This is a genomic window from Thermoclostridium caenicola (assembly GCF_900142095.1).
GTDB classification, from domain to species: Bacteria; Bacillota; Clostridia; order DSM-8532; family DSM-8532; genus Thermoclostridium_A; species Thermoclostridium_A caenicola.
In genome coordinates this window covers 1-11,658 of the sequence record NZ_FQZP01000063.1, presented here as the reverse complement: position 1 = coordinate 11,658, position 11,658 = coordinate 1, and the positions used below count along the sequence as shown (strand labels likewise).

Sequence of the window (11,658 nt, the reverse complement as noted above, 5' to 3'; positions counted from 1 at the left end):
CGTCAACAGCTTTCGCGGCATAAACGCTTAGGCTATTGTCTCATTAGCTACCGTTTGATGACCGAGGTAATTTACACACTAATTTGGACTTGACTCAGAATGTGCATATTTATTATGCAATATTACAAGTACTCATTGAACAATATATCATAATATGACGAACAATACAATAAATCTAAAGTCCTATTGACTTATATTTTGTTATAAAAAGTATATTTTTATAATATCCGGTCGAATTGGCCAGAGATATCATTTCACCATATCTTTCTACTCATATTGTATGGGCGATCAGAAATAATAAGGAATGAGGAGGTGAAATCAATGGCTCGCAACAGCCGTAGCAGAACTTCTTTTGAAAACATGAAGTATGAGATTGCCAACCAGTTGGGCATCAACCTCAAGCAGGGCTACAACGGCGACATCACCAGCCATGATGCCGGTCGAATCGGCGGTAACATCGTTAAGAAAGTGTTCCAGTCCTACACTGGAAACCAGTATCCTGTAGAAACCAACCAGGCTCAGCAGGGCAATATGAGCAAATAAACCGGTAACTGATAGAAAGTCGAGGGGGCGATTCAGCCCCCTTGTTTATGCGCGCAGGCATCAGTCGTCCTGTTGCTTGTCGCACTTTTTCCCTTCTTCCCCGGCTTCGTCCTTTTTTTCAGTCTCCTTCTTCGCGCACGCTTTCTTCTCCAGGGTTTTATTGATTTGATCTATGGCATTGGGTACAATTTCAAGGAGCCTGTCAAGCGGATTGTTGAAGGATGCGGGTATCATCCTGATCGTGTCATTGCGTCCTACCACCAGAAAGGCCACCGGGTTGATGCTGACACCTGCGCCGCTTCCGCCGGCGAATGGGAACTTGCTCTCCTGGTTTTTATTATCCCCCTTGCTGCAGTCGCCTCCGCCGGCAGCAAATCCAAAGGTCACCTTGGATACGGGGATGATGACCGTGCCGTCCACTGTCTGCACGGCATCGCCGACGATGGTATTGACATCAACCATTTCCCTGATGCTTTCCATGGCCGTCTTCATCAAGTCCTGTATTGGATGCGGTTCCATAGGCTGTGCCACCTTCCTTTCAGATATTTTCCAATATAAAGTCTTGCTATCAGATATATAATATGGATAATCCTGATCCGGATTATGCAACTGATGAGAAGATCAGGCTCCTTCTTCTGAAAATCGGGATAGAAATCGGCCAGGACCCTGCTCCGGTTGAGGTGGGGAATTACTGTGGACAGAACGGCGCAAATCGATCCGTAAATGAGGGCCGTACCGGCAGCGTCATGGGTGGCAATCACACCGCGGATTTCAAACCGGGCGGTGGCCATTCCCTTGATATGCACCAGCGATTCCGGGTTGAATATCCCGCGAATGATCCGATTCACGCGTTTCTTCTTTTTCTTTTCCTTCTTAACCCGTTTTTTGAACAGGAAATCAAAGCCTTCCTCACCCGAGTCCCAGCCAAACAGCGTGAGAATACCGGCAAGCCTGACGCGAAGCTTCAGGCTGAAGTTGCTTCCCTTGAAGGTTGCAGCAGCCATAAAGGACAGGGGAAGCAACCCGGCCGCAATGATGCCTAAAACAATAAAAGCCGCAAGAAGCATATCATCACCATGATATAGCTTCTCCGGCTTTTGCCATATTATCCCTGTCCGGACCCGAATCAGTCCACGGGCATTTTCTCCACCACTTCGGGAATCTCGTTCATTTCAAGGGGCGGCAGATCCTTCAGGGATGAAAAACCAAATACCCGAAGGAATTCCTCGGTTGTTTCATAGAGCTTGGGTCTTCCCGGCGCGTCGTCCCTTCCCGCTTCCCTGATGAGGTTTCGCTCCATGAGTTTCATGATCACGCTGTCGGAATTTACGCCGCGGATCTGTTCGATGTATGCCCTGGTGACCGGCTGGTTGTAGGCGATGATGGCCAGGGTCTCATAGGCAGCCGGTGTCAGGCCCTGCTTCTTCCTGGCGGGACCCAGCCTTGAAATGTAGGGATCCAGTTCGGGCTTGGTGCAGAGCTGCCAGGCCCCGTCCAGTTCCCGGAGCATGATGCCCCTGGACGCATGCTGGTATTTATACTGCATATTGGTCAGGATCCCCCTGGTGGTCTTTTTGTCCTGTTCAATGATTTCCGCCAGTTTTTCAAGGGGAACCGGATCCCCTGCCGCAAACAGGACCGCTTCAATGATCATCTCCGTGTCGTTTATGGTACTCAAGGTTCACCACTGCCCTCTCCGATATCATGGTTATCCTTTTTCTTTTCCGGCTTCCTGGGAGTGACATAGATTTCCCCGAATGCCACAGGCTGATCCACTTCCGCCCTTCCTATCTTGACAACCTCCAGAAGGGCCAGAAAACCGGTCGCAATCTCAATCCTGCTCCTGGTCAGCGGGGAAAAGATCCTGGAGAAGCAAAACCGCATCCCCTTGGCAAGCAATCCGAGGATCTCACGGATCTTGGTCCGCAGGGAGACCTTTTCATGATCCAGAATGCGCTGCATCTTCCTGCTCACATCGTTCATCCTCTCCCTTGAGCGGTTGAGGACATCCACCATGCATTGCCTGAGAATAAGAGGGGAAACCTCCAGTTCCTCTTCCTGCTGGATGACGGGTATGGCCTCGGGAAGCTTATAATGCGCCTTTTCCCAGTAAGACTCACGGTCCTTCAGGATTTGCGAGAACTCTTTATATTTCTTGTAGGTTACCAGCTTGAGAACCAGTTCCTCCCTGGGATCCAGCTCCTCCGCAGCAGCCTCTTCACGCCTGGGAAGAAGCATGCAGGATTTGATATGCAGGAGCGTGGCGGCCATCACCAGAAACTCGCTGGCGATTTCCAGATCCATCTCCTGCATGGCCGTAAGGTATGCCATGTACTGCTCGGTTATCTCAAAGATGGGTATGTCATAGATATCGATCTTGTTCTTCTCAATGAGATAAAACAGCAGATCGAAAGGCCCTTCAAAATTGTTCAGCCTGAGCGTGCAGGCGTCGGTCAGCGCGCTTTTCAACCCTCAATGTCCCCTTCCGAGCAGATTATGCTAGATCCAGTCGATCTGCATGGCCTTCCGGACATCGGACATGGTTTCGGATGCCTTTTCCCGGGCCTTGCTGCAGCCCTTGCTGATGATATCCCGGATATCATCCGGCCTTTTGAGCCATTCCTGTCTTCTTTCCCAGATGGGGGTCGTAAACCTGGTCACATTCTGCGCCAGCTTCTTTTTGCAGGCAACGCAGCCGATTTCACCTTTCCTGCACGCAGATTCTATCTCCGGCACTTCGTCGGCGGTGAACAGCTGATGATAGGCATATACCGAGCAAACCTCGGGATGGCCCGGATCGGTCTTGTGGATGCGGGCAGGATCGGTAATCATGGTCATGATTTTTTTCTGCACCACATCGGGGCTGTCCGCCAGGGCGATGGTGTTGTTGTAGCTTTTGCTCATCTTCCGCCCGTCCAGACCCGGCAGCACCTTTGCCTTGGTCAGCAGGGGCTGGGGTTCCGGGAAGACCTCGCATTTGTACAGGAAATTGAACCGCCTGGCTATCTCCCTGGTGATCTCCAGGTGGGGAAGCTGATCCTCTCCCACAGGCACGAAATCTGCCTTATACGCCAGGATATCCGCTGCCTGAAGGCAGGGATAACCCAGGAAGCCATAGGTCGCAATGTTCTTCTCCTTCAACTGATTGAGCTGGTCTTTATAGGTCGGACAACGATAGAGCCAGGACAACGGCACGTTCATGGAAAACAGCAGATGAAGCTCCGCGTGCTCCTTAATGGCGGATTGAACGAACAGCACACATTTATTGTGGTCAAGCCCCGCGCTCAGCCAGTCTACCAGCAGATTGGTAATATTGCTCTTATATTCGGACGTATCTTCGTAGCCGGTGGTCAGGGCATGCCAATCAGCCACGAAATAATAGCATTCGTATTCATCCTGGAGCCTGATCCAGTTTTCAAGCGCACCGAAATAATTGCCAAGATGCATGGCACCCGTAGGTCTCATGCCGCTTAATATGATGCCTTTTTTCTGCATGGATTGTACCAGCCCTTTCAACATAGCATTTATAATATCTTATCCTGCCCGATTGCTTATGGTTTCAAAGAAGCAGGGACGTTTCATAATATTATATATAAAAATGGTCCAAAAGCCAACTGCCCGCAGGGAAAACCACAGATTGCTTGGTCGATTCCGCTCCTCGCAATGACATCCTAAGAAGGCTCATGCATGGTCATTATGGGGAAGAACCCCCGCCCATTTTCCCGGATAGAAAACCTCAAAGCCTGAGAACAAGCGAAACCACCGTGAGCATGCTCTCATAGATGGGATCGGCCACCAAGCGGATAACCGAGCTCAAGGCATTGGGCACAAAGATGACCAGCGCCAGGAACGCAATGCCGATATACTGCTCATAACGGGCAAACCGGTAGTAGCTCTCCTCCGGAATGAAAGAGGAGATGAGCCGGGATCCGTCAAGGGGCGGTACAGGGATCATGTTGAAAACAGCAAGGCTGATATTGACCAGGACACAGAACCGGAAGAACACCTGGAGCCAGCTGATAACGGTTATCGCCGCTTCGCTTTCCACAGGAATCACGCCAATCACCGCAAGCTTAACCATCAGGCCCCATATCACCGTAAAGAGAAAGGCCAGCAGCAGGTTGGAAAAAGGCCCGGCCAGCGCAACAAGGATCATGCCCTTCCGCCTGTCCCTGAAGTATCCTGAGTTGACGGGAACGGGCCTGGCCCATCCCACATTGGCCACCAGCATCATCAGCGTCCCAAAGGGATCCAGGTGCCTGAAAGGGTTCAAAGTCAGGCGCCCGGCGTCTTTCGCCGTAGGATCTCCCAGCCTGTAGGCCACATAGGCATGGGCCCATTCATGGAAAGGAAGGGCGATCAGGAGTATGGGTATCACCATGATGATATCAATCAGTTTATCCATTGCCAGGTTCAAAGCAGTAACAACTCCTCATTTCATTGTAATCCTGCCAGGCGCAGCAGGGGAGGAATGAAAACCAGGGCTCCCAGGGCAACCGCCACAATCGCAGCAACCAGCACGGCACCCGCGGCGATATCCTTCACTGCCCTTGCTTTTGTGGAATACTCGGTGGTGATCATGTCCACGAGCTTTTCCACGGCAGTATTGATGAGTTCGGTTACCACCACGAGGCCGATGGCGATAAACAGCACGGCCCAGCTTACCGGGTCCAGGCGGCAAACAATCCCCAACAGGATGCAGAGTACGGCCGCCGCCACGTGGATCCGCATGTTCCGCTCGCGGGCAATCGCCTGACGCAGCCCCCTGAAGGCATTTCTGAAACTGTCCGACAGTTTATGGTTCCTCATGCATACCAGCCGCCTTCCCCGAAATGGCCGTTCACCTGGGCAGATTCAGCTCCTGCAGAACCCGCTCCTGCCGTTGGATCATATCCTTCTCCTCATCGGGCTGCTCATGATCATAGCCAAGCAGGTGGAGCATGCCATGGACAGCCAGAAAAGCGATTTCCCGCTCGAAGGAGTGGCCATAGGCATCGGCCTGTTCCTGCGCCTTTTCCACCGATATGATGATATCCCCCAGGGCAACCCTTTTGGTGTGGGGATCGATATCGCCCGGCTGAATGTCCAGCACCCCGCCGCTGAAATCAAGCAGGGGGAACGAAAGCACATCGGTTGGGGCCTGGATGTTCCTGTGCTCTTCGTTGATCTGCGCGATCCGGTCATTGTCCACCAGGGTAATCCACACATCATATGGATGGGTAAATCCATTCTGCCTGGCGCAGAGCCGGACGCCCTTCTTAATCAGGCTAATGATTTCTCTCGGCAGGCTGATTATTTTCTGTCGGTTGTACACTGTTACTGCCATTTGGGCTTGCCGCACCGTCCTTCTTGTTCTGTCTCGGGAGGTTGTATATGCTGTTATCCAGCTCCTTAAGATCGTTCTTCTTCTCGAATTCCGGGTATTCGGGCCTCTCATGGAAGATCCCGCTCAGAACCTTCATAAAGCTTTCTGCTATGGTGGTCAGATCTTTCAGTGTCAAATCGCAGCGATCCAGCTGACCGTCGTCCAGCTTGTCCTTGATGATTTTTCTGACCAGTCCCTCTATCTTGGCCTGGGTCTTGTTGGACATTGCCCGGACAGCCGCTTCCACCGAATCGGCCAGCATGACCACGGCCGCCTCCCGCGTGTCGGGCAGGGGTCCGTCATACCTGAAATCCGATTCCTGGAGGTCCTCGGCGTTACCGTTCTGGGTCGCCATATGGTAGAAATAGACCATCAGGGTTGTCCCATGGTGCTGGACGATCATATCCCGTATCACCTTGGGCAGCTTGTACTTCAGGGCCAGCTCCTCGCCGTCCTTGGTGTGGGATGTGATGATCCGGGAACTGATGCTGGGTGTCAGTCTGTCGTGAGGATTCTCGTCCATCTGGTTCTCTTTGAAGAACGTAGGCCGCCTGAGTTTCCCTATGTCATGGAAATAGGCGCCCACCCGTGCCAGCAGGGAATTGCCGCCAATTTCCCTGGTAGCCACTTCAGCCAGATTACCCACCATCAGGCTGTGGTGGTAGGTACCGGGGGCTTCCATCAGAAGCCTCTTCAGCAGCGGATGGTTGGGGTCAGCCAGTTCCAGCAGTTTCATGGGCGTCACCAGGTTGAAGGTGCTTTCCAGGAAGGGCAGGATGCCAATGGCAAGAATGATGGAGAAGATACCGTTCATAAAGGCCAATCCGCCCTCGTTGAGCAGGTTTTCCACGCCCTTCTTCTCAAGTATGCCTGTCAGCACGATGATCAACAGGTTGATCCCGCCCAGCATCAGGCCGCCCAGCGAGATCTTCCGCCTCTGGGTGGCGTTGACGGTCAGGAACGGAGCAATGGTACCGCTGATCAGGGACATGTAGATGTACTGGATATTGCCGTTCAGCATCAGCGCGAAGCTGAAGGTCAGAAGCAGGTTGACGGCAATGGCCGGCTGTATGCCCAGGAAGATGGAGGTAATGACAGGGGCTATCAGCGTGGGGATGATCAGGTGGGCATAGTCCGGTATAAACTCCTTGAACAGCAGCGCAAACAGCGTCGCAATGATGATGGCCACGCCCATCAGCATCATGGCGTTCTTGTCATAATAGATGTTCCTGTGAAAGCTTTTCAGGTAGAGCGCGATCAGGAATGATATGGAGAAGATGAGCATGAAAACGGCAAAATACAGCAGATAATCGGGTCTGCCCTCGCTGTCTATGTAATTGAGCTCCTTGAGAACCTGGAACTTGTCCTCGGTGACGATATCATCCTTGCTGATGATGCGTTCATCCTTGTAGATGATGACCGGATTCTCCTTGATATAGGTTTCAATGAGCGCATTCCTCTCTTCTTCGGTGGCCTTTTCGTCGATGCGGCTGTTGGGAACGATTACCTTGTCCAGCAGATCGGCGGCGATGAGATAAAGGCTCTCATCATCGAAAATCGCCTTGATTTGCGTCAGGGCAGCCTCCTTTTCGGCCGCCAGATTATCCTCCATGATCTGTTTCCGCTTGACGGCGGGCAGAATGGAGTTCAGAACCACCGTCTTAAGCCGCCCAACCAGCTCGCCTTCGTTGGCGAAGAGGGCGACAAGCTTGTCCGGCGGTATCTCTGTCAGAACAGCATAGTCATTGCCCGTATCATACTCCTGGATCAGGGCGTTCACATCCACATCCTTCCGAAAGCTTTCCATCACCCGGTTCATCAGGGTAAAAAGCCCGTCGAAATAGGCATAGGCTTCGCTGGTCATGTTGTCATTGGCACCATCAATGGGCACAATGACCGGCTTGAGCTCCGCCGCCTTCAGTTCCGCGTTTTGTCGTGTCTTCAGGGTATTCTCAATATCTCTGGGCGCGTTGATATCATACTGGCTGATACTGCCTACCGAAAGCTTGTACTTCTTGGGGGTCGCTTCATAGGCAACCATGGAGGCCAGCGCCAGGAAAGTGATCAGCATGGCGATCAGCCTCTGAAAGGATACATTTCCCAAAAAGACAAAGGACCTGTTTCGCGGCTTCTTGTTTTTCTTAACCACCCATACACCCCCCGATGTCTCTATTTGTCACGCTTGTTTCCGTGAGTCCTCTCATAGGCCTCATAGGCCCGGATAATTCTCTGGACCAGTTCATGGCGCACCACATCCTTTTCGGTGAGCCTGACAAAGGCAAGGCCTTCCACACCGGAAAGGATGCGCTGGGCTTCGATCAGGCCGGATTTCTTGTCTCCCGGCAGATCCACCTGGGTCACATCGCCGGTTATCACGGCCCGCGAACCGGCGCCGATCCTTGTCAGGAACATTTTCATCTGCTCCGGCGTGGTGTTCTGCGCCTCATCCAGGATGATGAACGAATCATCCAGGGTTCTGCCGCGCATATAGGCAAGGGGCGCAATTTCGATGGCGCCCTTTTCCAGGTTGCTCTGGAAGTTCTCGGGTCCCATAATGTGGTACAGGGCATCATAAAGCGGTCTCAGGTAGGGATCCACCTTGTTCTGGAGATCCCCGGGAAGAAAGCCGAGCCGCTCGCCGGCTTCCACGGCGGGACGGGTCAGAATGATTCTGCTCACCAGCTTTTCACGGAAAGACTTGACAGCCTGGGCCACGGCAAGGAAGGTTTTCCCTGTGCCTGCCGGCCCGATGCCGAATACGACGGGATACTTGCGCAGCGCCTCAATGTACCGTTTCTGCCCGAAGGTCTTGGACTTCACCGGCTTTCCCCGGTATGTGACACAGACCAGATCCATGGGCGACTCATCGCTGCTCCGCTCCTCGCTGCTCAAATCCAGCAGGTAGCGCACGTTCTGTTCCGAGACCGGGTCTCCCCCTTCGGAAATGGCAATCAGTTTTTTCAGGATGTCGTAAGCTGTATCTGCCTGGCTTTCAGATCCGGATATCCTGATCTCATTGTTGCGGTTGGTTATCTTTACATCCAGCCTGTCCTCCAGCAGCCTGACATTCCGGTCATATTCCCCGAACACATCGGCCGCTTCCCTGGGATCGTTCAGGATAATCACTTTTTCAACAACTGTTTCCAATCAATCTCCTCCCAATGGTTGCTGGCCGGCGATATCCTCCTCGCACTCCAGGATGAGTTCCAGGTAGGTTTCGCCGGTCTTGCTCCTGAGTATGTTCACCCTTTCATCCAGAACCCTGCAGTCCGGCGAAAGCTCCCTGTTCAGGGCAAGCCGGGCTTTTTCCAGCGCAAGGGCTTCGGCTTCCTCGGGACTTAGTCTGACTTTCTTTTCGGTCACCTCGTATTGCTTTTCCACCGTCAACCCTATAGGCAACTCAAGATTAAACGGGCCGTTCACCGTTTTGTCGTAGGACACGCTGTCATAGTCCTCAAATGCATTGCGGTTTCCAAACAGCCCGATCCTGAGGTTCAGTATCCTGATATAGGTATTCTCATGGGTCCTTCCCGTTCTAACGCGCTTGGTATATTCATAGTCAAGGGGCACGCGTACATCGTACCAGGTTCTGGCCATAATTCTTCCCAGGGCGTGCACATACTTGGTCCCGAATTCCGGGTTCTGGGCTTCCAGCTTGCCCGAAACCAGTAATTGCCCTTTTTTCACCGTGTCGCCTTCCTTGACCTTCAGGGCACCGGCCAGCACCTCAATCCCGGTTATCAGGCCATCCCTCTCGGCCACCAGGTTGCTGTACGCATTTTCATCCACAACCTCGGGCCTGGGCGTAATGTTCTGGACCGATATGGTCATCTTGACGCCCTGGATCTGCACCCCCGCCCAGGCAATATCCTCCACATGCATCAGGATATCGGCGGCAATCCTTTTGGGGTTGAGTCCCATTTTGAAGCTTCCCCGCCTGATGTCCTGCTCGTCCAGAACCTTCATGATCTTTTCCGCCACTTCGTTGCTGCAACCCTGAATTTCTATTTCCCATATCATGGAGGTAAAGAAGACAATCAGTGCGGCGAAGAAAATCAGCCCGACCTTGAAGCCCCTTCTTCTTCTGAACCGGCGCAGGATGAAGGGCAGTCCGCATTTTTTCAGGATATGGATGCGGCACCCCGACTTCCTGGCTGCCGGGCGCATCAGCATAAATCCTCTCAGACTGGCTTTCAGGATCACGGAGTCGCTGTCTTTCCTGACGATATCCCACAAAAGGATCTGCCTTCTGGTGCAGATATTGATGAACCTTTCGATGCCACCGCCTTTTGCAATAATAATAACATATCCTCTGATATAATTCCACAGATGAACCAGAAACATAAGCGCCTCCACACCTACTTCCTGCCGGCCTTGCAGACTTATGCATCATAGTCGATATTGGATATCTTTCCGCCAATAATGATGGCTTCGCTTGTGATTTCCTTTATGGTAATTCCGCTTCCCGTAATCCTGATGACGCCGTTGTTGGTGTTGATGCGCACCATGCCCTCGTCGAAATCCATGATTCCCTTGAAGTTTTCAATCAGGACTTCACCACGGCCAACCGCGGTCACCTTTGGCCTGTTCCCGAAAAGGTCAGGGGGCAGTTCAAATAGTTTCGCCAGCTTTTCGCCAATCCCGGATATCCCCCGGCCGGATTCCTTTTTCTTGCCAGGCTCCTTTTTGATCCGCTTCATGGGTTACCCCTCCGTGCCAAGTCTTCCAGATCAAAAACATCGCCAAACTCATAGCCCTGCCTTCGCGCTTCCTTGATGATGGCATCCAGCGCCTCCGCGTTATCGGAGGACACGGCATGCAGCAGCAGGATAGCTCCGTTGTGAAGGTTGCCGGTGACCTTTTTAAAGGCATATTCCCAGCCTCTTTGGTTCTTGGTATTCCAGTCATCATAGGCAAAGCTCCAGAACACGTTGACATACCCCAGCTCAGACGTTATCCGGAGCGTCCTTTCACTGTACTCTCCCTTGGGCGGCCTCAGAAAAACCATATTCTTGCCGAACTTCTCATAGAACCTCCTGTCCAGCCCCGTGGTCTCCCGCTCTATCTCTTCATCGCTTAAAGTCGGCAGGCTCTTGTGGCTGATGGTATGGTTGCCTACCGCATGACCTTCTTCCACCATCCGCCTGACCAGTTCTTCTTCCTTCTCAAGATAGGGGCCGGTAATAAAAAAAATAGCGTTAACCTGGTTCTCATACAGGACATCCAGAATCTTTCCGGTGTAGCCGTTTTCATATCCCTCATCGAAGGTAAGGTATATGATCTTTTCCTGGATGTCTCCCACATAGAGGCTGTTGTACCGGCTGAGCAATTCGGGGGTTCCCGGATCGGGCGTTGGCTGCCTGTTGGGTCCGTCCCGCACAATGCCCCACCGCCTGAGGCTGTTGTAGCCCGTTTTGGTTCCCGCGGCAGCATCCATGCCGCCGTCCATGCTGTCCTCCGGCAGAAGGCCGGTTATCTCTTCATCAAAATTGATCGCTTCCTCACTCCTGCCGGCCAGGATCATCATGCGTACCGTCAGGATGAACATGACAGCGATCACCACGATGGCGAACAGACGGCTGATATCCTTCATCATGACACCCCTCACTGTCATGGAATGGTGTAAAAAAGGAGTCATTTATCCTAAATGACTCCTCAGACTGTCGAAAAAGTCCAGTGAGAACTGGGCTTTTTTGCATTAATATAGTAAAATATTATTGGGTGACGGAAATGATAATTAAGAATGAAGA

The 11,658-nt window shown here is 52.3% G+C and carries 14 protein-coding genes; 1 reads left to right on the top strand and 13 read right to left on the bottom strand.

Annotated features, from left to right (window positions below; translation table 11 throughout):
* Positions 1 to 321 precede the first annotated feature (321 nt).
* Positions 322 to 543 (top strand): alpha/beta-type small acid-soluble spore protein, encoded by a 222-nt coding sequence (locus F3H12_RS12115; protein WP_149679580.1) that lies wholly within the window; start codon positions 322 to 324, stop codon positions 541 to 543.
* Positions 544 to 603: 60 nt separating this feature from the next.
* Here the strand turns inward: F3H12_RS12115 and ytfJ are convergent, their stop codons facing one another.
* The 13 genes from ytfJ to F3H12_RS12050 form a co-directional block, all read right to left on the bottom strand.
* Complete coding sequence (gene ytfJ / locus F3H12_RS12110) at positions 604 to 1,062, bottom strand: GerW family sporulation protein (protein WP_149679579.1); 459 nt, start codon at positions 1,060 to 1,062, stop codon at positions 604 to 606.
* Complete coding sequence (locus tag F3H12_RS12105) at positions 1,035 to 1,610, bottom strand: DUF2953 domain-containing protein (protein WP_149679578.1); 576 nt, start codon at positions 1,608 to 1,610, stop codon at positions 1,035 to 1,037. Before F3H12_RS12105 ends, ytfJ begins: the two co-directional genes overlap by 28 nt.
* Positions 1,611 to 1,669: 59 nt before the next feature.
* Positions 1,670 to 2,221: an SMC-Scp complex subunit ScpB gene (scpB, locus tag F3H12_RS12100; RefSeq protein WP_324449698.1), complete on the bottom strand. Its 552-nt coding sequence runs from the start codon at positions 2,219 to 2,221 to the stop codon at positions 1,670 to 1,672.
* The gene (locus tag F3H12_RS12095) at positions 2,218 to 3,012 is read right to left on the bottom strand and encodes a segregation and condensation protein A (protein ID WP_149679577.1); all 795 of its coding nucleotides are present in this window, start codon (positions 3,010 to 3,012) and stop codon (positions 2,218 to 2,220) included. Before F3H12_RS12095 ends, scpB begins: the two co-directional genes overlap by 4 nt.
* Positions 3,013 to 3,042: 30 nt before the next feature.
* Positions 3,043 to 4,038 carry a tryptophan--tRNA ligase gene (gene trpS, locus F3H12_RS12090; RefSeq protein WP_149679576.1) on the bottom strand — a complete coding sequence of 332 codons (996 nt, stop codon included), beginning with the start codon at positions 4,036 to 4,038 and terminating at the stop codon, positions 3,043 to 3,045.
* A gap of 241 nt (positions 4,039 to 4,279) precedes the next feature.
* Positions 4,280 to 4,960, bottom strand: coding sequence for a site-2 protease family protein (locus F3H12_RS12085; RefSeq protein ID WP_149679575.1), 681 nt, complete (start codon positions 4,958 to 4,960; stop codon positions 4,280 to 4,282).
* Positions 4,961 to 4,980: 20 nt separating this feature from the next.
* Positions 4,981 to 5,352, bottom strand: coding sequence for a diacylglycerol kinase family protein (locus F3H12_RS12080; protein ID WP_149679574.1), 372 nt, complete (start codon positions 5,350 to 5,352; stop codon positions 4,981 to 4,983).
* Positions 5,353 to 5,383: 31 nt separating this feature from the next.
* The gene (gene ybeY, locus F3H12_RS12075; protein ID WP_149679573.1) at positions 5,384 to 5,869 is read right to left on the bottom strand and encodes an rRNA maturation RNase YbeY; all 486 of its coding nucleotides are present in this window, start codon (positions 5,867 to 5,869) and stop codon (positions 5,384 to 5,386) included.
* The gene (locus F3H12_RS12070; RefSeq protein WP_149679572.1) at positions 5,811 to 8,057 is read right to left on the bottom strand and encodes an HD family phosphohydrolase; all 2,247 of its coding nucleotides are present in this window, start codon (positions 8,055 to 8,057) and stop codon (positions 5,811 to 5,813) included. The genes ybeY and F3H12_RS12070 overlap by 59 nt, the downstream gene beginning before the upstream one ends.
* 20 nt (positions 8,058 to 8,077) lie before the next feature.
* On the bottom strand, positions 8,078 to 9,055 hold the full coding sequence (locus tag F3H12_RS12065) for a PhoH family protein (protein ID WP_149679571.1): 978 nt from the start codon (positions 9,053 to 9,055) through the stop codon (positions 8,078 to 8,080).
* Positions 9,056 to 10,252, bottom strand: a complete 1,197-nt coding sequence (gene yqfD, locus F3H12_RS12060; protein WP_149679570.1) for a sporulation protein YqfD — start codon at positions 10,250 to 10,252, stop codon at positions 9,056 to 9,058.
* A 38-nt stretch (positions 10,253 to 10,290) separates the two neighbouring features.
* On the bottom strand, positions 10,291 to 10,608 hold the full coding sequence (yqfC, locus tag F3H12_RS12055) for a sporulation protein YqfC (RefSeq protein WP_149679569.1): 318 nt from the start codon (positions 10,606 to 10,608) through the stop codon (positions 10,291 to 10,293).
* Complete coding sequence (locus F3H12_RS12050; protein ID WP_149679568.1) at positions 10,605 to 11,504, bottom strand: delta-lactam-biosynthetic de-N-acetylase; 900 nt, start codon at positions 11,502 to 11,504, stop codon at positions 10,605 to 10,607. Before F3H12_RS12050 ends, yqfC begins: the two co-directional genes overlap by 4 nt.
* Between the last annotated feature and the right edge of the window lie 154 nt (positions 11,505 to 11,658).

Coding starts and splice junctions, on each gene's coding strand:
- F3H12_RS12115 (WP_149679580.1), top strand. CDS start 322: ATGGCTCGCAACAGCCGTAGCAGAACTTCTTTTGAAAACATGAAGTAT.
- ytfJ (WP_149679579.1), bottom strand. CDS start 1,062: ATGGAACCGCATCCAATACAGGACTTGATGAAGACGGCCATGGAAAGC.
- F3H12_RS12105 (WP_149679578.1), bottom strand. CDS start 1,610: ATGCTTCTTGCGGCTTTTATTGTTTTAGGCATCATTGCGGCCGGGTTG.
- trpS (WP_149679576.1), bottom strand. CDS start 4,038: ATGCAGAAAAAAGGCATCATATTAAGCGGCATGAGACCTACGGGTGCC.
- F3H12_RS12080 (WP_149679574.1), bottom strand. CDS start 5,352: ATGAGGAACCATAAACTGTCGGACAGTTTCAGAAATGCCTTCAGGGGG.
- ybeY (WP_149679573.1), bottom strand. CDS start 5,869: ATGGCAGTAACAGTGTACAACCGACAGAAAATAATCAGCCTGCCGAGA.
- yqfD (WP_149679570.1), bottom strand. CDS start 10,252: ATGTTTCTGGTTCATCTGTGGAATTATATCAGAGGATATGTTATTATT.
- yqfC (WP_149679569.1), bottom strand. CDS start 10,608: ATGAAGCGGATCAAAAAGGAGCCTGGCAAGAAAAAGGAATCCGGCCGG.
- F3H12_RS12050 (WP_149679568.1), bottom strand. CDS start 11,504: ATGATGAAGGATATCAGCCGTCTGTTCGCCATCGTGGTGATCGCTGTC.